The organism is Pseudarthrobacter lactosi (assembly GCF_055412785.1).
Genome location: NZ_JBVAYS010000002.1, coordinates 472,456 through 496,278 on the forward strand (window position 1 = coordinate 472,456; position 23,823 = coordinate 496,278).

Consider the following 23,823-nt stretch of genomic DNA (forward strand, 5'->3'; position numbering starts at 1 on the left):
AGGCCGCTATTTGCCGTGGATGCGTTCCGCGGCCAGCAGCTTGTCCGTAAATTCCACATCGGGGTGCGCCAGCACCACGGAACCGCCGCTGTGCCACGCGCCGAGCGAGTCCGCCAGCGCCGGCTCCAGCCCTTCAGTGGCCGGGACCAGAAGCCTGACCCCTTCCTCATGGGACGCCGCAAAACCAGTGATCAGGTTTTCGTGGATGTGCTGCTGGCCTGCTCGGGCCCTAATGGCGCAGGCTGCGGCTGACGGCTCCGTGTGCGCCATGAAGACGTCACCGTGGGAGCGCACCTCGGCGGCGTAGTCGAGGACCCCGGCCGGCAGCTCACCCGGCCACCGCATCGCCAGCGCCGGAAGCGCGACGGCAATGACGGCGTCGTACTTTCCCTCAACAGTTCCTGGCCGGTCGGTGACGAGGAGCGCCGCCTCCCCGCCGTCGAGCACTGTTTCCATGCCCAACTGCCAGGCGGCCAGCGCCCAGATCAGTGACTTCCAGTGGGCTGGCAAATCCAGGTTCAGGCGCATGCCGGGCTCGGCGTCGAGTTCGTCCTGCAGCAGATTGCTGGTTTTGGCCACCCAGTTGTCCAGCACGCGGCCGGAGAGTTCCACACGCTCGGAGTCCGGTCCATACCAGGTCAGGCGGGGTGAGGTGGCGTGGCCGGAACGCAGGGTGGTCATCAGATCTATCGCCGGGATGCTCATGGCTTTATCTTGTCACGGACGCCGTGTGGCGGCTTTGAAGGGGGTGCCCGCGCGAAGTCTCTCAAGGGCACAGGAGAGTCCAGTGGTGCTGTGATGTTACTCACAGGAATTTATCATGTTATTTGTCTTATTCGGGCTGCGCCTGTATTTTCGGCCGGTATTCAGCGGAAATGGGACCATTTTGGCCGCCGAAGTGGACCGCCAGGCCTCCGGCTCGGCGAGCCGCCGGAAAACCTCCGGGCGTGGCGTGCCAGCAATTGTGCCGGAAAGTTGATTATTATCCGTCCACAGCTTGACTCCCCACTAGTTACACACGTGTAATTAGATATAGAAAGTCGCTGCACAAATTCAGGCACACAACCGAGTGTCCAAGGATCCAGGCAGTGACTGCAACTTTCAGGAGGGTCGCCGTGGGGCAAGCAGAGCGTATCCATGAAGATGCCGTCGTCGCCGGCCAGGCAACGGCTAAATACCGCGCACGTGGGGTGCCGAGCGACTGGTATGTGGATCCCGCCGATCCTGACGCCGCGGACCGCTACAACCGCAACACCAAAGACTCCCTCCAGGACCAGGCCACGGCCTTCCTGGCGGCGCACGAAGCACTCCTCGACGGCGGACACGACCAGGACGATGACGACCTGGATCCGCCCATGGAGCTGCGCACCCCGGCGCAGGGTACAAGCACCCAGCCGGTGTGGGTCGGACTGCCATTCCGGCAGGACTTCGACGACGAAGGCGAACTCGGCTGGCAGACTGATGCATTGTGCGCGCAGACGGATCCGGAGGCCTTCTTCCCGGAGAAGGGCGGATCCACGCGCGACGCCAAGAAGGTCTGCGGGGCATGCAATGTCCGGTCACAGTGCCTGGAATACGCGCTGGCAAATGACGAACGGTTTGGCATTTGGGGTGGCCTTTCCGAGCGTGAGCGCCGGCGGCTAAGGAAGCGAGCAATCTAATTCTTCAGGAAGTACACGTCACTGCCGTTGTGGTGTCCCACAACGGCAGTGCCTATCTCCCCAGAACCCTGGCTGCCCTCGCGGACCAGACCCGGCCCGCGGATTCCCATATCGGGGTGGACACCGGATCTCGCGACGACTCTGCCGTCCTCCTGGAACAGGCCTTCGGCGCAACCAATGTGAGCACCTTCCCGCATGGCAAGAGCGGCATGGGAGGCGCCGTGCGCGCCGGACTCAACGCGCACGCGCCTTGGGAAGGCCAGTCCCAGCGAGCCGCCACAGAGTGGATCTGGCTGCTTCACGACGACGCGGCCCCGGCGCCGGAAGCGCTGGCAGAACTGCTCGGTGCCGTGGAACGGGCACCATCGGTGACCGTGGCCGGCTGCAAGCAACTGGACTGGCACGCCGAACGCCGGCTGATCGACGTCGGACTCTCCACCAGCCGCTGGGCCGAGCGGCTTACCCTGATCGACGCCGACGAACTGGACCAGGGCCAGTACAACGGCCGCACTGACACTTTTGCAGTAAACTCGGCCGGCATGCTGGTCCGCCGGGACATTTGGGAGCTCCTGAAGGGGTTCGACCCCGCGCTCCCGGGCACCGGCGACGACGTCGACTTCTGCTGGCGCAACCGCCTCGCAGGGCACCGCGTGGTGGTCGTTCCGACTGCGCGGATGTTCCACGTAGCCCACCGCCCCCATGCCCAGGGCAACGCCTCCGCAGCGCGGAAAGCCCAGGTCCACCTGCGCCTCAAGCATGCCCCGCTCTGGAAGGTGCCTGTCCATGCAGCCGGTGCGCTACTGGGCAGCCTTTTCAAACTCGTGCTCAGCATTGCAGTCAAGGATCCCGGGCATGGTTTCTCCCAACTGGTGGCCACGTTCGCTGCCCTGGCCCGGCCCGGTGCCGTCGCTAAGGCACGCAGGACGGCGGCCAGCAGCCGGCGGATCCGGCGGTCGGTCATCAAGAAGCTGCAGACACCGCGGCGTGAGGTCTGGAACCACCGCCGCTCCCTCATGGAGGCCCTCGGCGCCGACAACTCCACGGCCGACGGCCTGATCAATGACCCCCTGGAGCACCAGCCCACCGGGGACTCATCAGATGACTTCGCGGCAATGACCACCAGCGAACGGGGTTGGGTGGGGACCGGCGCCCTCGCGGCCGTGCTTATCGCCTCCGTGGCTTCCCTCATGGCGCTCAGCGGGCTGTTCCGGGCCGAAGCAGTTTCAGGCGGGGGCCTCATTCCCGTGTCCGCCACCCTTGGTGAAGTGTGGCACCACGCGTCCAGCTGGTGGATCAGCCTGGGAGCCGGACTTCCGGGCAGGGGAGACCCCTTCGGCTATGTGCTCTGGATCCTTGGCCTGCTCGGTGGCGGAGATGCCAACGCGGCCATGGCGTGGCTCCTGCTGCTCGCCGCTCCGCTGGCTGGCCTGACGGCGTGGTTTGCGGCCGGTGGCCTGACCATCCGGCGCCGCTTCCGCCTCGTTGCCGCGCTGTTCTGGGCGGCCGCTCCGGCCTTGCAGATAGCGCTGAACCAAGGCCGCGCGGGTGCCCTGGTGGCCCACATCATGATTCCGCTGCTGGTTCTGGCGCTCTTACGTGCCACTGGCTCGGCCGTGGGCCACGGACGCTTCATTGTCCCGTCCCCGGATGACCGGCGTTTCAGCGAGAAACCGCCTGCACGGCCGGGGATCAACGGCATGCCGTCCTGGACCGCTGCCGCCGCCGCAGGGTTGGCGTTGGGCGTTGTGACCGCGTCGGCGCCCTCACTGCTGATTCCCGCCGTGGTGCTTATCGTGCTCTGCGGGCTGATGCTTGGCCGCCGTGGCCGCACCGTGTGGTGGGCCCTGTTGCCCAGCGCCGCACTCTTTATTCCTTTCGGCCTGTCCGTCATCGACCGGCCCCGGGCATTGCTGGCAGACCCGGGTGTTCCCTTGGGGTTCGAGGCAGCCCCGCTGTGGCAGCAGTTCCTGGGCCAGCCGCTGCTGTTCTCCGCCGAAGGTGGCTTGTCAGGCCTTCCGTTCTTCAGCAGCCAGGCCATCCCGTGGGCACTGGTGCTCGCACTGCTCCTGGCTGTTCCCGTCCTGTTGCTGGCCGTTGCCGCCCTTTTCCTCCCGGGTAAGCGCAGTAGGACCGCACGTGTCCTCTGGGTGGCCGCACTGGTGATCTTCGCCGGCAGCTGGCTGGCCGGGCACGTTGCCACCGGCGCCACTGCCGACACCCTGGTGACACCGTTCACCGGTCCAGCCGTCTCCGCCGCCGGGTTCGCCTTGCTTGGGGCAGCCCTGATCGGTGCCGAGCGATTGCTTGATGCCGCAGACCGGGCGGCCTCGCCCAGTATTCGGCGCAATGTGGCGCTCCGCACCGCCACGGCGCTTGCCATGGTGGTGCTGCTGGCCGGTCCGCTGGCCGGCATGGCGGTGTGGTCGGCGCAGAACCTGCTCCGGTCTACAGCCACAGCACTCCCCGCCGTGGTGCCGTCCGGGCCTGCGCTGGGAACGCCGCGCCTGGTGGAGGCAGGCAGTGCGCGGACGCTTCCCGCCACCGCCATCGACCGGGGCACCGGGCCGGAGCAGACACGCACGCTGCTCATCAGCACCCAGGAAAACGGTGCCTATGACGCAGCCCTGATGCGCGGCGCCGGGACCACGCTGGACAGCATGTCAGCCATCGCCGCAGCCCGGAACATTCTGGGCGCACCCGGCCAGGAGACGGTCAGGGAGGACGACGACGTCACGGCGTCCATCCGAAGTGTCGTGGCCACCCTGGTGGCCGGGCAGGGCGTGGATCCCCGGCCTGAGCTTGAACGCCTGGGTGCCGGGTTTGTGGTGCTCCGCTCGGCAGATACGGCGGCCCAGCTTACGGCCAGCAGAATGGACGCTGTGCCAGGGCTCGTTGCCGTCGGCCAGACGGATGTCGGCTGGCTCTGGCGGATCACGCCGCTGAACCAGCCTGTGCTGCAGCCCGCCGACGTTGCCCACCGCGTCAGGATTGTGGACGGGGCCGGAGCCACCGTGGCGCTGGTGCCTTCCAAATACGACGACGTCGACACCGCAGTCGCCGGGGGACCGGAAGGGCGGCTGGTGGTGCTCGCTGAACGGGCGGACCCGGGATGGAGCGCCTGGTTTGACGGGCGGAAGCTCACGGCAACGACGTCGGGCTCGGCCCAGGCGTTCACCTTGCCGGCCTCCGCCGGACAGCTGACCATCCGCTACGACGCCCCCTGGGCCCTGTGGTCCGGAATCGCCCAGATCACGGTGATCGGACTCACTGTCATGCTCGCCATTCCCATGCCCGCCCGCCGGCCCAACACCGGGCTGTCCCGGGACGAAGGATCTTTGCGTAAGGAACACCAGAATGCATAAGGACGCCGCCCGCAGGACCCCGCGCAAGCAGATGCTGGCAGGACTGGTCTCGGCTGTGGCGATTGTGGCCGCGGCCGGTGCGGTGCTCGCTGCCGCGTCGGTGGCTCCGCAGCCGGCGGGCAACCGCAGCATTCCGGCCGTGCTGGCGGCTGTTCCCGCCGGCGCCAGCGCAGGGGTATGTGCCGGACCTGCCCGCCTGCTCGAGGGGACTGAGGCGGGCACCGATCCCCAGTTCAGCCCCGAATCCTCGACGGCGAGAAGCACCGTCACGGGCGCCGTCCTGAGCGCCCCCGGCGGGGTGCTTCCCGGCAGCCGGCTCGCCGCCCTTGACGGGACGCCCGCCGTCGAAATCGCCAAGGACGGCAGCCAGCCCGGCCAGGGGACAGGTCCCCAGGACCTGACCGCCGGCGTCCTCGCCGGGCACAGCGTGGACGACGCCACCCTCCTGAGCGCCGACGCCCAGGCCGGCCAGAAACCCTCAGCCGCCGGTGTTATGAAATTCACCGCCACGGACGGTGACCTGCAGGGCTCGGCCGCCGCCAACTGCCAGCCACCCGCCAACGATCTCTGGCTCTCGGGCGCAAGCACCACAGTGGGCCGCACTTCCGTCCTCGTGCTCAGCAACGCCTCTAGTACACCCGCCACAGTCAGCCTGGAGCTCTTCGGCAGCAAGGGCCAGATCCAGGCCCCAGGCAGCAGGGGTCTGCTGGTCGCACCGGGCGGTACCCGCTCAATAGTCCTGGCCGGCCTGGCCCCTGGTGAAGCCCGGCTCACGGTTCATGTACGGAGCGCAGGCGGTCCCGTGGCCGCGGCCATCCAGCAGAGTGTCCTGAGGGGACTGACGCCCGGCGGCATCGACTTCATTGCTCCGGGGGCTGCTCCGGCCGCACGGCAGGTCATGACCGGGGTCGACATCCAGGATGCCGGCGCGATCTCCGCCCTCACGGGAAACAGTGGCTACAACGACGCCGGCCCTGCGCTGGCGATCACGGTGCCCGGACCGTCGGATGCGGTAGTGGAGGTCAAGCTCTACGGCCGGGACGGCCAGAAAGCCCTCCCTGGCGGCGGCGTGGTCACAGCAAAAGCCGGGGCCGTCACCGAGATTTCGCTGGCGGGCGTACCTACCGGCCACTACACGGTGTCCACCAGTTCGGACGTGTCCTTTGTGGCTGCGGTCCGGGTCACGCGGGGTGTCACGAACGAGAAGGCTTCGGACGTGGCCTGGGCAGCCTCCGGGGTCCGGCTGGGCAGCCAGCACGTGGTGCCCGTGCCCCAGGGCGGTGACCGGATCCTCGTGTTCGGCGTCCTCGAGAACCGGGCTACGGTCACCTACGCTGCCGTCACCGCGGACGGCAGGATCCGCGCGGCCGCCACTGCCGACGTCGCCGGCGGCACCACCACTTCCATCAAGGTCCCCGAGAAGGTGGACGAGTCCGAAGTGGTGGCCTACGTTGTCTCCGCATCGGGTGACGCCGCCTACGGCGCGCTGCTCCTGGAGCAGGAGGGCCGGGACGACATTTCCACGGTAGCCTTCACACCGGCCGCTTCAGGGCACGAAAAGGTGCCGGTGTCCCTGGGGTACTGACCGGTCAATACCGGCGGCGGTAGACCGGATCCAGCGTTTCCGGCGCCACGCCAAGCATTTCGGCGGTGTGTTCCACCACAACATCGTGCACCAGGTCCTGGAGTTCCTCCCGGCTGCCGCAACCCTGCTCAACCACACGGCGGTACAGGGTAATCACGGGGCCCTCGTCGGCTGTGGCGGGAGTGTAGGCGCCCATGGGGGGCTGCGCGGCGTCGGCCACCAGTTGCTCCAACTGCGGGGGTATTTCGTCAACGGCAAACCGGACGCCGTCGAGCGTTTTGCCCCAGATGTCGTGGAGCCGCTGCGCGGAATCCAGCACCATCTCATCAAAGCGGTCCGAGCGCGTCCGATAACCGGGGAGTGTGGGCAACATCAGCTCCCCACGCAGGCCGCGGCCGTGGCGGTTCCGGCGGCGCATCGCAAAGCTGCGGCCGGGCGAACCCGAGCCCGTTTCTGCGGCGCGGACATCCGGGTCAGCCAAACGGACCGAAAAAGCTGAATCTTGGTTCGATGACTGCATACCTTGACTGTAAACCCGGGCGCAGAATTACGCGACATAACCCCGGTTTGAGTGCCAGGGCGCGGCGCCCGTTCCGGCAAATACTCCGAACGGGCAAGGATACGGAGTAGTCTGTGATGTCGTGGGAGCTATCCGTCAATGTTCAAGGTCAGCCTGCCGTCAGTCGGCGGTGGCAACTTTGACGTACGTCTATGCCGATTCCACCGCCGTCCTGGGCCCGCTTGCCACCTACGCCGAGCCGCATTGTTACGATTTGTGCGAGCAGCACGCAGGGTCCCTGACAGTGCCCCGCGGCTGGGAAGTGCTTCGGCTGGCGATGCCGACCAGCCCGCAGCAGCCGGGACCGGACGACCTCCTGGCCCTTGCCAACGCGGTCCGCGAAGCGGCGGCACAACCGCCGAAGCCGCAGGCCACGCCGGGGCAGCGGGTCTCGCATTCAGCGCTGGAGGCCCCAGCCGGCACGGAGGGCGTCCGCCGGGGGCATCTGCGCGCACTGCGCGAACCTTCCTGAGGCGGATCTGGCGGTAGGCTGGAACCTACTAATCAGTCAGCCAACGGCGCGAACGCGCGCCCTGTCGGGAGCACCAATCATGCCAAAGATCAGTCCTGAACTGTTGTCCGTCCTTCGCTGTCCCGTGACCGGTTCGCCCGTGGTCCAGGAAGGCGAAGAGCTGGTGTCGATGGCGGCCGGAGACTCGGGCGTGAAGCTGCGCTACCCGATCGAGGACGGTATCCCGCTGCTGCTGCCGCCGGAACTTCTCCAGGCCGCAACCGCTGCCGGCTCGGACCAGCACGATCCCGCTGTCGGGACGGCCACGGGCTAAACCCCGGCCACGGACAAAACCGCAGGTATTGCCCGGACAGCGCCTGGACAACCCGCCCCACCACCAGCAGTCGCATTCTTGCGCAGACGCTTCAACGCCGTCGCCACCATCGGACAAAGCAAAGGAACCCCCATGACATTTGACTACAAAGTAGCCGACATCTCGCTGGCCGAAGCCGGCCGCCACCAGATCCGCCTGGCCGAGCACGAGATGCCCGGCCTGATGTCACTCCGCGAGGAGTTCGGACCCAGCCAGCCGCTGAAGGGTGCCCGGATCGCTGGCTCCCTGCACATGACGGTGCAGACCGCTGTCCTGATCGAAACCCTCACGGCCCTTGGTGCCGAGGTCCGCTGGGCCTCCTGCAACATCTTCTCCACCCAGGACGATGCCGCCGCGGCCGTCGTGGTGGGCACAGGAACGGTCGAGGACCCGCAGGGTGTCCCCGTGTTCGCTTGGAAGGGCGAAACGCTGGAGGAATACTGGTGGACTGCCCAGCAGATCCTGGCCTGGCCCGGCGCGGACACCAACCCGGAGCTTGGCCCGAACATGATCCTCGACGACGGCGGCGACGCCACCATGCTGGTCCACAAGGGCGTTGAATTCGAAGCCGCGGGCGCCGTGCCGGCGACAGGCGAGGACGAGTCCGAAGAAGGCAGGATCTTCCTGGACGTGCTCCGCGCTTCCCTGCAGGAAGACCCTCAGCGGTGGACCCGGATCGGGGCCGGGCTGCGCGGCGTCACCGAGGAAACTACCACCGGCGTGCACCGCCTCTACCAGCTGGCCGAGCAGGGCAAGCTGCTGTTCCCTGCCATCAACGTCAACGACTCGGTCACCAAGAGCAAGTTCGACAACAAGTACGGCATCCGCCACTCGCTGCCTGACGGCATCAACCGCGCCACCGATGTCCTGATGGGCGGCAAGGTGGCCGTGGTCTGCGGTTATGGCGACGTCGGCAAGGGAGCCGCAGAGGCATTCCGCGGCCAGGGTTCGCGTGTCATCGTCACCGAGATCGATCCCATCTGCGCCCTCCAGGCAGCCATGGACGGATACCAGGTGGCCAAGCTTGAGTCGGTGTTGAGCCAAGGCCACATCTTCATCACCACCACCGGCAACAAGGACGTCATCCTGGCCGAACACATGGCCGGCATGCGCGACAAAGCCATCGTGGGCAACATCGGCCACTTCGACAACGAGATCGACATGGCCGGCCTGGCGCGGATCGCCGGCATCAAAAAGGTGGAAATCAAGCCCCAGGTCCACGAGTGGGTGCTCGACGGCGGGACTGCGGACGAGCGCTCCATCATCGTCCTGTCCGAGGGACGCCTCCTGAACCTGGGCAACGCCACCGGCCACCCGTCCTTCGTGATGAGCAACTCGTTCGCCAACCAGACCATCGCCCAGATCGAGCTGTGGACCAAGCGGGACCAGCCCGAAGGCGAACGTGAATACAACAACCAGGTCTATGTCCTGCCCAAGATCCTGGACGAAAAGGTTGCCCGCCTGCACCTCGACGCCCTCGACGTGGAGCTCACGGAACTCTCCAAGGAACAGGCCGACTACCTGGACATGGACATCGCCGGACCGTACAAGCCCGAGCACTATCGTTACTGACGTGTGACGCCCCGGGTGCCGATCGCGCCCGGGGCTGTTACGTCCAAGCATTAAGATCGGACTATGGAACCTGTTGTTAAGCCACGCCGGCGGGGGACCGCCAAGAAGATTCTCTTGGTGGCAGCCGTCTGTGTCCTTGCCGCAACGGGCGGGGTTTTCGCCGCCGTCGCGCCGGGCTTCGCACGCGGTGGCCTGGAGTCCGAAGCCAGCTCCGCGGTTCGGTCCGCACCCGGAGTCGCATCGCCCGTGGTGGCCCCGGTCAAGGTCGATGTCACACCGGTCAACGCCGCAAAGCAGGTGAACCCGGCCACGCCGGTGTCGCTCAAGGTTGGCAACGGCCGGATCGAGAGTGTCACTTTGACCACCACCGCCGGCGAAGCAGTCCACGGCACCTTCGCAGGGGATGGCAGCAGCTGGACTGCTACCGACCCCCTGAAATTCAACACCGAATACAGCTACACATACGTGGTCACCGACGGTGCGGGGCGGGAAACCAGCACTACAAACTCCTTCAGTACGGTTTCCAGCACGCACGAGGCGGACGCCGCCATCTATCCCCTGGACGGGATGAAAGTCGGCGTTGGCCAGCCACTGCAGGTCATCTTCAGCGAACCGGTGGTCAACCGGGATGCCGTGGAGAAGGCCATCAAAATCACCTCCAGCGCGGGGCAGGCCGGAGCCTTCCACTGGTTCAGCGACACCATGGTCCGGTACCGCCCCGAGGCCTTCTGGGCCGCGAACTCCACCGTCACCATGGACATGCAGCTCTTCGGCGTGGACCTTGGCAACGGCCAGATCGCCAACTTCAACAAAAAAGTCACGGTCAATTTCGGTGACAAGCGGGTGGCCATCGCCGACGCCACCGCACACACCTTTACGCTCAGCGTCAACGACCAGGTGGTGAAAACCCTCCCGGTCAGCATGGGCGACAAGCGCTTCCCGTCAGCGCGCGGCTACGCGGTCCTGATGGAGAAGAACCGGTATGACCACTTCCGGGCGGCAAGCATTGGACTCAAGCCCGGCGATCCGGCCTACTACGGCGAAGTGGACGTGGAGTATTCCATCCGCCTCACGCTGAGCGGCGCCTACATCCACCAGGCGCTCGAGTCCGCCTTCCCGTACATCGGCAACACGAACGTCTCGCACGGCTGCATCGGGTTCGCTCCCGACGGCGCCGCCTGGGTATTTGAGCACATGACCACTGGCGATGTGGTCCAGATCATTAACACCGAAGGCGACTACGCCGCCGTCGATGACGGCTATGGCGACTGGAACATCCCCTGGGCGGAGTACAACAACTAAGGGTCAAACGGCAGGCGCTCCAAGCGCTCTGCCGTGGCCGAGTTACGGCGCCTGGCCTGCTGCAGGCGCGCAAGTTCGCGGTGACGGCGTTCGGCCGTAACGGCCGCCAAGTACTGGTCCGGGCTGGTTCCCGGTGGCGGTGGCGGGGCCACATGCCCGGCAAGTTCCGTGGCGATCGACGCGGCCATGCCGGCGGCGGACAGCGGTGACATAAGCCCGGCATGCCGAATGAATTGGGCAGCCTGCCGTGCGGTGGCATCCGGAATCCGTCCGATGTCCGCAGCTGTTGCCCAGGACTGAAGGTGTGGGGTAACAAAGACACGGACCGGCGCCTCCACCGGCACGCGGCGGCGCAGCGCATACGTGCCGGCGAGGATGTCTCCCAGCCGCTTGGAGCGGCTGTTGAAGAGCGCGACGCCGATGGCGAGGCCGCCCAGGGTCAGGTAGATTTCCAGGAATCCGGTCAGCCCCCGGATCACCGCGTGGCGGAACCGGATAGCCCCGCCGTCGTCCCTGACCACCCGCAGGCCGGTGGCCAATTTTCCGAGCGAAAGGCCCCGTGTGAGGGTCTCCACCGCCACGGGGAAAATAACGAAGCAGAAGACCACGCCCACCAGTGTCAGAGCCCGCAGGGCCGCCTCGTCAAGGTCCTGGCCGGCGGCCGCGATGCCCAGCAGGATCAGGACGAGCAGGATGATGTTGAGGAGGACATCCAGTAGCAGGCCAAGGGCACGGGCGGCAAAGGTTGCGGGGCGCAGTTCCAGGACCACGGCCTCGCCGGTGATTATCGAACTCAAACGGATACCCCAATCCCTTGCCAGCCATCCTGCGGACCCTCACAGTCTATGGCGGCTAGGCTGTTGCCGTGGATATGGATGCCTTCTCCGCCGCCAACGGGGACAAGTGGTCAAGGCTGCACCAGCTCGCCCATAAGCGGCGCCTCAGCGGCGGCGAAGCCGACGAGCTGCTGCGGCTCTACCAGTCGACGTCGGCGCACCTTTCGTTCATCCGGTCCATTGCCCCGGAGAGCGGCCTGTCCGCCTCCTTGTCCGCCACCCTGGCCCAGGCACGGACCCGTTTCACGGGCGCAAGGTCCAACGTAATGGCGGACTTGGCCCGTTTCTTCGTGGCCGCCCTGCCTGCCGCCCTGTATCGCCTGCGGTGGCTGACGGTGGCCTGCGGCGCCGCCTTTGTGCTGGTGGCAGGCGCTTACGCGCTCTGGATCGGGACGTCCCCGGATGCCCTGCGGTCCGTTGCCTCGGAGGCTGCGGTCCGGCAATACGTCGAGGAAGACTTCATTGACTACTATTCGGAGAATCCTGCGGCCTCGTTTGCGGGGGCTGTCTGGACCAACAATGCCTGGATCAGCGCCCAGGCGGTGGCCCTGGGCGTCACCGGCATCTGGGTACCCATGATCCTGTTCACGAACGCCCAGGGCGTCGGGATTGCCGCAGGAGTCTTCGCCGCAGTGGGCCAACAGGATGTGTTTTTCAGCTACATCCTGCCGCATGGCCTGATGGAACTCACAGCTGTTTTTATTGCCTGTGCTGCGGGCTTGCGGATCTTCTGGGCCATGGTGTCCCCGGGACCACGGACGCGGGGACGGGCCGTGGCGGACGAAGGCAGGTCGCTGATCACCGTTGCACTGGGGCTGTTGCTGGTTCTGTTCGTCTCCGGATTGGTGGAGGGCTTTGTCACGCCCAGCCCGCTTCCCGTATGGGCCAAGATCGGCATCGGCCTGGCAGTACTGGCCGCCTACTGGGGCTACGTCCTGGTGTGGGGACGGCGGGCCTATGACGCCGGTGAACGTGGCGATTTGGTGGCCGGCGACGCCGGACACAGCGAAATCGCCGCATGAATCCACCGGCACCGGGGTGGCTCTTCACGCTCTCGGAGAAGCGGGCGGTAGGCTCAATATCAGATACACGGCGCTGCCCGGATCAGAGCCGGCGGCGCGGACCCCAACGGAAGTGACGCTGCTGTGAACGACAATTCGCCGACCCCTGCCAAACGCACGGAGCCGCAGCCGGATCCGGACCTGGATACTTCGTCGGACTCGGACGAACCCGCTTTTGCCTGGCTGAATGATTCCGGCTCCAGCACTCCCGACACGTCCCCGGCCGGTCGCTCCGGTGCCGTTCAGGGCGGTGTCACCCAGCCCGAAAGCCGCGCCGGCCGCAAAGCCGCGGAGGCCGCCGTCGAACCCCCCGCCGTCGAACCCCCCGCCGTCGTACCTTCCGTAGAAGAGTCACTCCGCAAAGAACCGTCCGCGCAGGGCGCCACCCGAAACGGTGCCCACTTCAGCGAGCCGCTCCCCACGTCGGCCCTGCAGGTCCGTCCGCCGCAGGAGGAAGTGGAACGCCGCAACGCGGAGCGCGAAAGCGCAGCCAACGCCAAGCCCGTGGCTCCGCGCATCTGGCAAGTCCTGCTGGCCCTTTTCTACCCGGTGATCCTGCTGGTGCTGGCCGTCCGCGCGGTTACCAGCCCGCTGTTCCTGTGGGCCGAGTACAACCGGCCAGGGTTCCCCGGCGACGGGTACGGCTTCAGCACCGACGACCGGATGACGTACGGCTCCTACGCGGTTGACTACCTCAGCAACTGGGCGGGGCCGCGGTACCTTGGCGACCTCGTCAACCGCAGCGGCGGGGACCTTTTCAAGGACGGCGAAGTCAGCCACATGGCCGACGTGAAGCTTGTCATCCTCTCGGCCTTTGGCGGGGGAGCCCTCCTGATTGTCCTCAGCCTCGTGGCCATTGCGTACCTGCGCCGCCGGAGCATCGGCGGAGTGCGCCGCGGGCTGTTCGCAGGATCCATCGTTGCGCTGGCGATCATCCTGGGCCTTGGCGCGCTGGCCGTTCTCGGCTGGCAGCAGTTCTTCACCGAGTTCCACCGGATCTTCTTTGCCAACGGTTCCTGGACGTTCGCTCTGGAAGACACCCTGATCAGGCTGTTCCCGGGCCAGTTCTGGATCGATGCCGGCATTGTCATCGCCGCGCTGGTCGTCTTGGCAGCACTCGTGACGCTGATCCTCACCTGGCCCACGCGCCGCCGTCGCGGACTGGCCAAGGATGACCAGGACGCCGCTGAAGTCCAGCCCTAAGCGGCTGTTCAGTTCTTGGCTTTAGCGGTCTGCTTCTTGCGGCCCGTGATGGTCAGGAAGCCCTCAGCGTCCAGCTCGCCGAGGTCTCCGGTCCTCAAGAAACCGTCCACGAAGGCCCGGGCGGTGGCGGCCTCGTTGGAATGGTAACCCTTGAACACGCCGATCCCCTTGACCAGCACTTCGCCGTCCTCGGCCACGCGGATAGTGGTGCCCGGCAGGGGGATGCCCACGCTGCCCACCCTGGTCCGGGCCGGCGTGTTGGATGTGCACGGTGCCGTTGTTTCGCTCAGCCCGTAGCACTCAAGAACCCGGATCCCGGCGCCGCGGAAGAAGTGCGCGTCCTCAGACGCCAGGGTGCCCGGCCCCGATACCGCGTAGCGGACCCGGCCACCCAGGAGCTGGCGGAGCTTCGGGTACACCAGCCGGTCAAAGAGGGAATGCTGCGCCCGCAGCGCCAGTCCAGGTCCGCTGTCCCGGCCGCGGGCAGCATGGTCCTGTGCTGTGGAGAAGCGGACGGCCGCGTCCGACGCTGCCGTGAAGACCCTGGCTCTTATTGACCCGGCAGCCTGGTGCGCGGCGTCCGCCCGGAGCTTCCCGAAGATCCGGGGCGCCGCCAGGAGGAACGTGGGTTTGAACGTGCCCAGGTCCACCGGCAGATCAGCAGGACGCGTGACGTGGCCCAGGGTGGCGCCGGCATGGAGGCACGCCACCTGGGCGGCGCGTGCGGACACCTGGGCCAGTGGCAGGAACATCAGGGTGCGCGCATTCTGCCCCCTGAGGATCTCCGGGAGAAAGGCGACGGCGTTGACGGCCACCAGCGCGAAGTTGCCGTGCGTGATCTCGCAGCCTTGAGGGCGTCCGGTGGTCCCGGAGGTATAGACCAAGGATGCGACGTCGTCCAGGCCCGCGGCGGAGCGGTGGCGTTCCAGCTCGGCGTCCGTGACGCCCATTCCGGCAGCCGAGAGGCTGGCGAGGTCCGGGGCCTCGCCGTCGTTATCCATCCTCACAACGGCGACCAGGCGGTCCCGGAGCAGGGCGGACGTCTCCAGGATGCCTGCAATCATTGCGACCTTGCGGCGGTCCTCGGCGAGTACCCGCCGCGCGCCGGAGTGGTGCAGGATCCACTCCACCTGGCCGGGCGTCGAAGTCTCCTCGATGGGAACGCTCACGCCGCCGGCAAACCAGATGGCGAAGTCCACCAGCGCCCACTCATAGCGGGTGGCGGACATTACGGCCACGGTGTCGCCCGGCTCAAGGCCGCCGGCGATCAGTCCTTTGGCCAGGGCGCACACATCGTGCAGGAATTTCCGAGCCGGAACGTCGGTCCAGCCGTTGGGGCCTTTGCGCGCGTAGAGGGCGTGGGCTGGGTTGGCGGCCTCCCGACGGCGCAGGAGATCGGTGACATTGCTGCCGGGCTCAAGCTCCACCAGGAGTTTTGTGCTTGCTTCTCGCACGGGTGGCCTCTCCGTTCCGCTGCCTCAACGCAGTTCGCGGCTGGTCAGGGTCTGATGCAATCCTGCCCTAGATCCAGGACGGCATCCACATCCGGAAGCGCCATTCCTGGTAGGGGATGATCTCCGCCGTCCACACCGGGTAGAAAAAAGCGGACAACAGGACTGCCCCGGCGACGAAGAGTGCCACCAGATAAACACCGGAGCGCCGGCGCCAGGGCGGGTCGGTGTCCCGGCCCAGGACAAGGCCCAGGCAATACACCAGCGAGAGCACCAGGAAAGGCTCAAAGGAGACTGCGTAGAAGAAAAACATGGTCCGCTCCGGGTACAGGAACCACGGAAGATAGCCGGCGCCCACACCCGCAAGGATCGCCCCAGCACGCCAGTCACGGCGCCCGGCCCACCAGAACAGCAGGACCACCAGCGAGATGGCCGCTGCCCACCAGATCATCGGGTTCCCCACCGAGAGAATGGCTGAGGCACAGTTGGGCACGTCGCAGCCGGGAACGCCCTGCTCCGGTTTCTGGTAGAAGAACGACGTCGGCCGGCCCATCACCAGCCAGCTCCAAGCACTTGCCTCGTAGGGGTGTTCGGAGCCCAGTCCCTGATGGAACTTGTAGGCCTCCAGGTGGTAATGCGCCAGCGAACGCAGGGAATCAGGCAGCCAGCCCCATTCCGCTGATGGGTTGGCCTGGGCCCACCGCCGGAAGTAGGCGCCCTCGGAACGGAACCAGCCCGTCCAGGTGGCGGTGTAGACCACCACTGCAACCGGAATCATGCTGGCAAAGGCGGGCAGTCCGTCCTTGATGATTCCGGCGCTGACCCAACCGCGGATTCCCGCGACACGCCGTGCATTGAGGTCCCAGAGGACCGTCAGCACGCCGAAACCGGCGAGGAAAAACAGGCCGGACCATTTGGTGCCCACAGCGAGGCCCATACATACGCCCGCAGCGAGGCGCCACCATCGGATACCCAGCCACGGTCCCGCCAGTAGCTGGCTGGTGGAGGGGATGCCGTTCCGGGATGCGGCTGCGAGCCGTCCCAGCCGTGCTGCCAGCCGCCGTCGACCGTCATCACGGTCCAGCAGCAATGCTCCGAAGGCCGCCAGGATCCAGAACATCAGGAAGATGTCCAGGAGTGATGTCCGTGACATCACCAGATGGTGGCCGTCGACGGCGAGCAGCAGGCCTGCGGCGGCAGCCAGCGGCAGTGAGCGGAACAATTTCAACGCAATGAGCGTGAGCAGCAGGATGGACAGCGTCCCGGTCAATGCGGCCGCGAACCGCCAGCCGAATGGATTATCGGCGCCGAACAGCCACATGCCGCCGGCGATCATCCACTTGCCCACGGGCGGATGGACTACGTATTCGGGTGTGTCCAGGAGGATGGCCGGGTTGCCGGCGTTGAAGGAATCGTTGGCCTTGTCCGGCCAGCCCCGTTCGTAGCCGCTGGCCACGTAGGAGTAAGCGTCCTTAACGTAATACGTTTCGTCGAAGACCAGGCTGTGCGGCGTATCCAGCCGAACAAACCGCAGGACGCCGCCGATCACCGTGGTCAGGGCAGGCACCAGCCAGAACCAGAGACGGAGCGACGGCGGGTAATCCCGCCAGCTGCGGGTGCTTCCAATCAGGCGCTCGCGGAGGGCTGCAGCGGAGAAGGCCTCCGCCGGACGGGCGATCCAGGGGCCTCGTGCCGGCGGGTGGGGTTGGCCGGCCTCGGCAGGCCGCATGGAGGTCTGCGTCACGAGCCCCATGCTACCTTTTGCAGCTTGGGCCGCCCGCCAGCAGTACGCTGGGGGAGTGGACCCTAACCCCAGCACCTTCGCCGATTCCCGCCCTGCAGAACCTTCCGATGCCGCCGACGAGGGGCCAGCGACAAAATCGCAGGTGACAGTGGACGTACCGGCAACGGTTGCCGGGGGGCCAGGCCGGATTGTGTTGGCCGCAACGCCCATCGGGAATGCCGGCGACGCATCGGCCCGCCTGATCGAACTCCTGGGGACCGCAGACATCGTGGCCGCCGAAGACACCAGACGCCTGCACCGCCTTGTCCAGAACCTTGGAGTCACTGTCGCCGGGCGGGTCATCAGCTACCACGAGCACAACGAGGCCACCAAGACCGCGGAGCTGCTGGAGCACGTCCGGTCCGGCAAAACGCTGGTTATGGTCACAGACGCCGGAATGCCTTCGGTCTCGGACCCGGGGTTCAGGCTGGTGGAAGGGGCTGTGGCAGCGGGACTCACCGTGACCGCCGTGCCGGGCCCGTCAGCAGTACTGACCGCGCTGGCTCTGTCCGGCCTGCCCACCGACCGTTTCTGTTTTGAGGGATTCCTGCCCCGGAAAGCCGGCGAACGGGCGTCGCGGTTGGCGGACCTGTCGGCCGAACGCCGGACCATGGTGTTTTTTGAGGCGCCGCACCGCCTGGAATCGATGCTGCGGGCTCTGCGCGAGCGCTTCGGTGCCGAGCGGCGGATCGCTGTGTGCCGCGAACTGACCAAAACCTACGAAGAAGTCATCCGCGGGACGGTCGGGGAACTGCTGCTGTGGGCCGAAGGCAACGAGGTCCGCGGCGAGATTGCCGTGGTGCTCGGTGGCGCCCCCGAGCAGGCGCCGGGCACCCCCGAAGACCACGTAGCCGCCGTCAACGAGCTCGTGGCCCAGGGAATCCGGCTGAAGGAAGCCGTAGCCGCCGTCGCTGAGGACGTCCGTGTCAGCAAGCGGGAGCTGTACTCCGCGGTCCTCGCGGCACGCTGAGCGAGCGAAATCCCAGCTGTGCAGCTGCACAACGTTGTCCGGTGGCGTTAGTGCGTCCAGGCGTAGACCCTCCGGCGGCCACGGCAGTAGTCTGACAGTAAATCAGCCGGGAAGGCAGGCCGCGAGGCCTGTGGAGTGGCTGAACCTAACCTTACTGACGAGGGAGTCAACGTGACTGTCACCGCACTGCCAGCTGTTACCGCGGAGCGCGAAAGCGCGCTGCTGGCCTCTGTTCCCACCGGACTGCTGATCAACGGCGAATGGCGCCCGGCGGCTTCAGGCAAGACGTTCGACGTTGAGGACCCCGCCACGGGCAAACTGCTCCTCAGCATTGCCGACGCGGGCCCGGAGGACGGCAAGGCTGCTTTGGACGCGGCCGCCGCCGCCCAGGAGTCGTGGGCGAAGGTCCCGGCCCGGGAACGGGGGGAGATCCTGCGCCGTGCCTTTGAAATGGTCACGGCGCGTGCCGAAGACTTCGCGCTGCTGATGACCATGGAAATGGGCAAACCCCTGGCCGAAGCCCGGGGCGAGGTGACCTATGGCGCCGAGTTCCTGCGCTGGTTCTCCGAGGAAGCCGTCCGTGCGTTCGGCCGCTACTCGGTCTCACCGGACGGTAAGTCCCGCCTCTTGGTGACCAAGAAGCCGGTGGGACCGTGCCTGCTGATCACGCCGTGGAACTTCCCGCTGGCCATGGCCACCCGCAAGATCGCCCCTGCTGTCGCGGCCGGCTGCACCATGGTGCTCAAGTCCGCCAACCTCACGCCGCTGACCTCGCAGCTGTTCGCCGCGGTCATGCAGGAAGCCGGCCTGCCCGCCGGAGTCCTGAACGTCATTCCCACGTCCACAGCGGGAGCCACCACGGGTCCGCTGATCAAGGACCAGCGCCTGCGTAAACTCTCCTTCACCGGCTCCACCGAAGTGGGCCGCCGCCTGCTCGCCGACGCCTCCGAAACCGTGCTGCGGACCTCCATGGAACTCGGCGGCAACGCCCCGTTCCTGGTCTTCGAGGACGCAGACCTGGACGCCGCCGTCGCCGGTGCCATGCTGGCGAAGCTGCGGAACATGGGTGAGGCCTGCACCGCAGCGAACAGGTTCATTGTCCACGAGTCCGTCGCCGACGAATTCGCCCAGAAGTTCGCCGCGAAGATGGCGGACATGACCACTGCCCGGGGTACGGAGCCGGAGTCCAAGGTCGGTCCGCTGATCGATGCCAAGAGCCGGGACAAGGTCCACGAACTCGTCACCGACGCCGTGGCCTCCGGCGCGAAGGCTGTCCTGGGCGGCGCTCCGGCCGAAGGCCCCGGTTACTTCTACCCGCCCACCATCCTCACCGGCGTCACCGAAGGGACCCGGATCCTGTCCGAGGAAATCTTCGGCCCCGTCGCCCCGATCATCACCTTCGGCACTGAGGACGAAGCGATCCGTCTGGCCAACAACACCGAATACGGGCTCGTGGCCTACGTCTTCACCAGGGACCTGAACCGGGGCATCCGGATGGGCGAACGGCTCGAGACCGGAATGCTTGGCCTGAACGCCGGCGTCATCTCCAACGCCGCCGCACCGTTCGGCGGCGTCAAGCAGTCCGGGCTGGGACGTGAGGGCGGCCTCGAGGGCATCGAGGAATACCTCTACACCCAGTACATCGGCATCGCCGACCCCTACGCGAGCTGAACGGATAGTCCTCCGGCCGACTGGATTATCCTCCGGTCAGCCGGTTCCTCCAGCGCCCGCGGGGAACCAATGCAGCTAGCCGCTATTGGCTACCCCGCGGCCGGAACAAGCCGTCGCGCGCCCTCGACCAGGAGCGTGCGGCGGCTTTTGCCGTCCGGCGCGCCAGCCTGTTGAGCCCCTTGAACGGGGCAGCCAGGAACCAGGCCCACCGTCCCAGAACCGACGGCGGGAGCCAGTCGGCACGGAGGCGTCGGGGGAGTGAGGCGTTGGCGCGCAGGGACTGCTGAACTGCCGCGATGCGCGGGGGAATCGCCCCGGTCCTGCCGCGGCCTGTTATGTCCTGGACAGGCGGGCCGTAGTGCCGGCGTTCGAAGTCGGAGGTGAGGCTGCGGATGGCCTGGTGTGCGGCGTCGTCCATGCCGCCACTTTCGCCGAGCAGGGATGACTGGCGGAGCCGTGCGGAGAATGTCCGGGCTGTTTCGCTGGATTCCGGTGGCAGCCCGTAGTCGGTTCCGAGGTCGCGGATTTCAGCCCACGCCAGCGGAACCACGTCCTCCCGGGCCCGGTCCCCGGTGCGGAGCCGCCGGGCACGCCGCCCCATCCTCACCAGCCGTGGCGAGGCCGCCAGGAGGACAAGGCCCAGCGCGGCTCCTGTCCCGAGCAGCCACGGCAGGAGCACCTGCCCCACGTCCCCTTCGCCGCCACCTGCGCCCGGGAGGGGCGCGGCCGTGGCACTTGGTGTGGGGGCCGGGGCTGTTGTGCCCGGAAGGAGGTCGTCGTTGTTTTCAAGCGATCCGGGGCTACCTGAGGTGCTGGTTTCCGCGGCGTAAGCGGGTATAACACCACGCGACGGCGTAGGTTCGAACGGCACCCACCCCAGTCCTTGGAAGTAGAGTTCGGGCCAGGCATGGGCATCCCGGGCGTCCACTTCATACTCCGGCAGTGCACCTTGCCCGGCCACGGGAACCGTGGAACCGGTGGTACGGCCCGGCGCGTAACCCACCGCGATGCGGCTGGGGATACCCTCCAAGCGGGCCATTACGGCCATCGCGGACGAGTAGTGGATGCAGTATCCGCTCTTCTGGGTGAGGAAATCGGCCAGCACCGAAAGGCCGTTACCGTCGTAGCCGCCCTGGACAGGTGACTGGAGGGAATAGGTGAACTCCCCAGACCGAAGGTACTTCTGGATGGCCATGGCCTTGGCAAAGGGCGTGTCACTGGAAGCCGTTACCGTGTCAGCGGTGCTCCGGACTATGTCCGGGACGTTGCCGGGAACCCTGGTGAAATCTTCACGGATTCCCCGCACGGCCTGCGAAGACTGTTGAAGCAGGGTGGCTGTGAGTTTAGGCGCGGAGGACACCACAACATATTGCTGTGCCCGCGAGTTGGTGTTGGATCCCTTAACGGCCAGCGTGGCCGGGTCCCACGTCCAGGAACCGTTGAGCCCGCGGATTGACTCGGGCGCATACGGCAACGGCAGGTACGCACTGGTGAACGTCCCGGTATCCACGGCAGTCACCTGGCGGAGCTGCTCCTCGGCGACGATCTCGTAGCCCGTCTCAAGCTGTCCTGCCAAGGGGCGGCGCTCGGCGTCCCGGTCATCAGGTCCCCAGGATTCGCCGTCGAAATTGTCAACAGTAACGGACCGTAGATACAGTGACCCGGCCGCGTTGGTGGCATAGGTGATCCGTCCGCTTCCGGCTGGCGCCCGCAGGCTGTTTCCCAAGGTAATCATGGGATTCAGGCCGGTACCGGAGCCCCAAGGGTTCAGCCGGGAGCCCTGCGGAAACGTGCCGTGGTCGAAACCGGGAATTGCCGCCGGCACCGCCAGGGTTGCCACCAGCGCCACGGTTCCGGTCAGCACGGCCCGCCGCAGCTGGCCGGGATTCCGGCCGCTGTCGGCTGACGTGCGGGAATCCGGTGCAAACCACTGGCTGCACGCGAGGATCAGCAGATACCCGGCCACCGTGGCAACAAAACCCCAAAGCCCCACGCTCTGGGGCTTCACGGTGGCGGGGACCACCAGGATGGCCAGCAGGCCCAGACCGGTTGTTGCCGGCATGCCCAGCGGCACGGCCAGCGCATCGATGAGGATGACGGTCAGGCCCAGGGCTGCGCAGCTGACCATCACGATTCCTGCGTTCGGAGCCACCGGGGCACTTTCCGCAAGGACGGTCTCGCTCGCCCGGCGGATGAACCTGTCCACTTCGGCCAGCGTTGCCCCGGACGGGATGAATCCGGCAATGCCCGTGCTGCGGAAGAACGTCAGTGTGAGAACCGCGATCAGGGACGCAAAGCCGCCGGCTGCCACTACAAGGGGCTGGGCCCTCAGCGCGCGGAGCGTGGCGATGGACAGGCAGACCACCACCACCGTGGTCAGGATGGGCAGGTACCACGCCCAACCGCGCAGGACGCCGTTGAGGGAAATCGCGGCGCCGGCCACAGACAGGGCCACGGCCCCGGCCATGGCCCACGGGTACACCCCGGCCCGCATCCGTGCCGGGACCTGTCCCGGGGTACCCGTGGCAGCCTTCTCGCGGGAAGCGTTGCGTTCCGGTGCCAGCGTCACCGCCCCACCCCCGCACCGCGGCGGACGTCGGCCGCAGCCGTGGCAGGCGCCGCACCACCCTGGTCGAAGTGGGTCCAGGCATCCGGGACTGAAACCGAGGCTGGCACGGCCACTGCCCTCCAGCCGCCCCGGCGGAGGGCCTCCAAAGAGTCCTCCGCATCCGCCGGCCTGTCGGAAACGATGATGGCGAAGGCATTCGCGCCGTAACCCGCCGCCGGAGCGAGGGCTCTGGCCTCGCTCGGCGAGATCCTGCCGAGCACGGCAATAAGGGGCCCACGCATCCGGTGGGCCGAGAGTTTGTCCATCAGGTGATCGTCGAAATCAGCCGGTCCGGCATCCTGGCCACCGTGGTCCCGGGCAACGTGGTGCGGACCGGACAGGTGGATGGCAGCGAGGCTTTCGGCGATCGACTGGAGCCCGGAGACTCCGCTGAACTCTTCCGCGTCCGGTTCCGGTGCGGACGGGGAACGCAGGAATGCGGGTTCGCCGCGGGGGTCCAGGAGCCGGAGGGCATAGTTCCGTTCCGACAGGTGCGTGCAGATGGAGATCGCGGCCACCACGGCCCACTCGAACGTGCCGCTCGTGATCATCTCGTGTCCGTGTCCGTCCACGGCCGCACTGCCCACGAAACCGGAACCGTGTCCCCCGGAAAACGCCGCGAACCGTTGGTCCAGGATGAGGGTGGCCTCCGGCGTCGTGACAGATTCTTCCTGGCGTACCATCAGGGCGCCGTGGTGGGCGGTGGCCGCCCAATGCACCCTGCGCATGGGATCGCCGGGGCGATATTCGCGGGTCATGACGTCATCGTCGCTGGGGTTGGCGCGGGTACGCGTTGCTGTGATGCCGTCGTTCCCGCGGGCTCCCGCGAGGCCCGTCACGGGAAGCTCGACGGCGGCCGGCGTCACGGTGAGGGTGTCGCCGTCGTCAATTGACCGCCGGTGCAGGGACAACCCGAACGGATCAGTGAACTCAGCTGTTACCGGGCCGATCAGGTACTGGCCGCGTTTGGTGGAACGCAAATGGTATTCGTACCTGCTGGTCCCGCCCTTGGCGGAGCGGGCGGGAAAATGGAAGGCCGGGGATTCGCCGAACCGTGGCGGCAGCCGTTCCTCCATGATGGCCCGGCCGCCACCGGAACCCGTCCGTGCCACGGCGAGCCGAACCGTGGTCGCAGCGGAGGTCTCCACCGGGGACGGGTTGAACTCGCGGTAAACCTGGAACCGGGGCTTGAGGAGCCTGATTCCGGCGAGCGAAACCAGGGGAAGGACGATGAGCAGGACACTCAAACTCAGCAGATCCCGCCGCCCCATGATCTGCGCAGACAAAAGGCAGACGGCGCCTGCGGCCAGGAGCCCCCAGCCGCGCTGGCTGAACAGGTGCCGGGGCAGTCGGTCACGCAGCGCCATGTGACAGC

General features: G+C 66.9%; 17 protein-coding genes and 1 pseudogene. 11 read left to right on the plus strand and 7 right to left on the minus strand.

The window, feature by feature from the left end; all coding sequences use genetic code 11:
• Positions 1–6 precede the first annotated feature (6 nt).
• Entirely contained in the window at positions 7–705 is a 699-nt protein-coding gene (locus ACZY0Q_RS12140; RefSeq protein ID WP_463917164.1) for a TIGR03089 family protein, read from the minus strand.
• Between the two features lie 410 nt (positions 706–1,115).
• Here ACZY0Q_RS12140 and ACZY0Q_RS12145 point away from each other — a divergent pair, with 410 nt between their 5' ends.
• Genes ACZY0Q_RS12145 through ACZY0Q_RS12155 form a run of 3 tightly spaced genes read left to right on the plus strand, consistent with a single transcriptional unit; the run spans position 1,116 to position 6,608 of the window.
• Positions 1,116–1,661, plus strand: coding sequence for a WhiB family transcriptional regulator (locus ACZY0Q_RS12145; RefSeq protein WP_463917565.1), 546 nt, complete (start codon positions 1,116–1,118; stop codon positions 1,659–1,661).
• Positions 1,662–1,690: 29 nt separating this feature from the next.
• Positions 1,691–5,023, plus strand: coding sequence for a glycosyltransferase family 2 protein (locus tag ACZY0Q_RS12150; protein ID WP_463917166.1), 3,333 nt, complete (start codon positions 1,691–1,693; stop codon positions 5,021–5,023).
• Positions 5,016–6,608, plus strand: a complete 1,593-nt coding sequence (locus ACZY0Q_RS12155) for a DUF5719 family protein (protein ID WP_463917167.1) — start codon at positions 5,016–5,018, stop codon at positions 6,606–6,608. Before ACZY0Q_RS12150 ends, ACZY0Q_RS12155 begins: the two co-directional genes overlap by 8 nt.
• Before the next feature lie 4 nt (positions 6,609–6,612).
• Here the strand turns inward: ACZY0Q_RS12155 and ACZY0Q_RS12160 are convergent, their stop codons facing one another.
• Entirely contained in the window at positions 6,613–7,128 is a 516-nt protein-coding gene (locus tag ACZY0Q_RS12160; protein WP_463917169.1) for a metallopeptidase family protein, read from the minus strand.
• A gap of 121 nt (positions 7,129–7,249) precedes the next feature.
• On the opposite strand from ACZY0Q_RS12160, the gene ACZY0Q_RS12165 reads away from it, so the two are divergent.
• From ACZY0Q_RS12165 to ACZY0Q_RS12180, 4 genes are all read left to right on the plus strand, one after another.
• Complete coding sequence (locus ACZY0Q_RS12165; RefSeq protein ID WP_463917170.1) at positions 7,250–7,639, plus strand: DUF3499 domain-containing protein; 390 nt, start codon at positions 7,250–7,252, stop codon at positions 7,637–7,639.
• 79 nt (positions 7,640–7,718) lie between these two features.
• The gene (locus ACZY0Q_RS12170; RefSeq protein ID WP_463917172.1) at positions 7,719–7,952 is read left to right on the plus strand and encodes a Trm112 family protein; all 234 of its coding nucleotides are present in this window, start codon (positions 7,719–7,721) and stop codon (positions 7,950–7,952) included.
• Between the two features lie 132 nt (positions 7,953–8,084).
• On the plus strand, positions 8,085–9,563 hold the full coding sequence (ahcY, locus tag ACZY0Q_RS12175) for an adenosylhomocysteinase (RefSeq protein WP_463917174.1): 1,479 nt from the start codon (positions 8,085–8,087) through the stop codon (positions 9,561–9,563).
• A gap of 63 nt (positions 9,564–9,626) precedes the next feature.
• Positions 9,627–10,865 (plus strand): L,D-transpeptidase, encoded by a 1,239-nt coding sequence (locus ACZY0Q_RS12180; protein ID WP_463917176.1) that lies wholly within the window; start codon positions 9,627–9,629, stop codon positions 10,863–10,865.
• Here ACZY0Q_RS12180 and ACZY0Q_RS12185 read toward each other — a convergent pair.
• Positions 10,862–11,662 carry an RDD family protein gene (locus ACZY0Q_RS12185; protein WP_463917177.1) on the minus strand — a complete coding sequence of 267 codons (801 nt, stop codon included), beginning with the start codon at positions 11,660–11,662 and terminating at the stop codon, positions 10,862–10,864. The two genes, ACZY0Q_RS12180 and ACZY0Q_RS12185, sit on opposite strands and share 4 nt — an antisense overlap.
• Positions 11,663–11,730: 68 nt before the next feature.
• On the opposite strand from ACZY0Q_RS12185, the gene ACZY0Q_RS12190 reads away from it, so the two are divergent.
• Complete coding sequence (locus ACZY0Q_RS12190) at positions 11,731–12,723, plus strand: stage II sporulation protein M (RefSeq protein WP_463917179.1); 993 nt, start codon at positions 11,731–11,733, stop codon at positions 12,721–12,723.
• Between the two features lie 123 nt (positions 12,724–12,846).
• The gene (locus ACZY0Q_RS12195) at positions 12,847–13,965 is read left to right on the plus strand and encodes a TIGR01906 family membrane protein (RefSeq protein ID WP_463917180.1); all 1,119 of its coding nucleotides are present in this window, start codon (positions 12,847–12,849) and stop codon (positions 13,963–13,965) included.
• A gap of 11 nt (positions 13,966–13,976) precedes the next feature.
• On the opposite strand, the pseudogene ACZY0Q_RS12200 reads toward ACZY0Q_RS12195, so the two are convergent.
• Together ACZY0Q_RS12200 and ACZY0Q_RS12205 are read right to left on the minus strand one after the other, a co-directional pair.
• Positions 13,977–15,419, minus strand: a pseudogene (locus ACZY0Q_RS12200) (AMP-dependent synthetase/ligase); the annotation flags it as partial.
• A 67-nt stretch (positions 15,420–15,486) separates the two neighbouring features.
• Entirely contained in the window at positions 15,487–17,169 is a 1,683-nt protein-coding gene (locus ACZY0Q_RS12205; RefSeq protein WP_463917182.1) for a dolichyl-phosphate-mannose--protein mannosyltransferase, read from the minus strand.
• A 46-nt stretch (positions 17,170–17,215) separates the two neighbouring features.
• Between ACZY0Q_RS12205 and rsmI the strand changes: the two genes are divergently transcribed.
• A complete protein-coding gene (gene rsmI / locus ACZY0Q_RS12210; RefSeq protein WP_463917184.1) occupies positions 17,216–18,169 on the plus strand; it encodes a 16S rRNA (cytidine(1402)-2'-O)-methyltransferase in 954 nt (317 codons plus the stop codon).
• Positions 18,170–18,340: 171 nt separating this feature from the next.
• Positions 18,341–19,840: an NAD-dependent succinate-semialdehyde dehydrogenase gene (locus ACZY0Q_RS12215; protein WP_463917185.1), complete on the plus strand. Its 1,500-nt coding sequence runs from the start codon at positions 18,341–18,343 to the stop codon at positions 19,838–19,840.
• A gap of 82 nt (positions 19,841–19,922) precedes the next feature.
• Here the strand turns inward: ACZY0Q_RS12215 and ACZY0Q_RS12220 are convergent, their stop codons facing one another.
• Together ACZY0Q_RS12220 and ACZY0Q_RS12225 are read right to left on the minus strand one after the other, a co-directional pair.
• The gene (locus tag ACZY0Q_RS12220) at positions 19,923–22,409 is read right to left on the minus strand and encodes a transglutaminase TgpA family protein (RefSeq protein WP_463917187.1); all 2,487 of its coding nucleotides are present in this window, start codon (positions 22,407–22,409) and stop codon (positions 19,923–19,925) included.
• Positions 22,406–23,815: a DUF58 domain-containing protein gene (locus ACZY0Q_RS12225; protein ID WP_463917188.1), complete on the minus strand. Its 1,410-nt coding sequence runs from the start codon at positions 23,813–23,815 to the stop codon at positions 22,406–22,408. The genes ACZY0Q_RS12220 and ACZY0Q_RS12225 overlap by 4 nt, the downstream gene beginning before the upstream one ends.
• Between the last annotated feature and the right edge of the window lie 8 nt (positions 23,816–23,823).

Coding starts and splice junctions, on each gene's coding strand:
- ACZY0Q_RS12140 (WP_463917164.1), bottom strand. CDS start 705: ATGAGCATCCCGGCGATAGATCTGATGACCACCCTGCGTTCCGGCCAC.
- ACZY0Q_RS12155 (WP_463917167.1), top strand. CDS start 5,016: ATGCATAAGGACGCCGCCCGCAGGACCCCGCGCAAGCAGATGCTGGCA.
- ACZY0Q_RS12160 (WP_463917169.1), bottom strand. CDS start 7,128: ATGCAGTCATCGAACCAAGATTCAGCTTTTTCGGTCCGTTTGGCTGAC.
- ACZY0Q_RS12170 (WP_463917172.1), top strand. CDS start 7,719: ATGCCAAAGATCAGTCCTGAACTGTTGTCCGTCCTTCGCTGTCCCGTG.
- ahcY (WP_463917174.1), top strand. CDS start 8,085: ATGACATTTGACTACAAAGTAGCCGACATCTCGCTGGCCGAAGCCGGC.
- ACZY0Q_RS12180 (WP_463917176.1), top strand. CDS start 9,627: ATGGAACCTGTTGTTAAGCCACGCCGGCGGGGGACCGCCAAGAAGATT.
- ACZY0Q_RS12205 (WP_463917182.1), bottom strand. CDS start 17,169: ATGGGGCTCGTGACGCAGACCTCCATGCGGCCTGCCGAGGCCGGCCAA.
- ACZY0Q_RS12225 (WP_463917188.1), bottom strand. CDS start 23,815: ATGGCGCTGCGTGACCGACTGCCCCGGCACCTGTTCAGCCAGCGCGGC.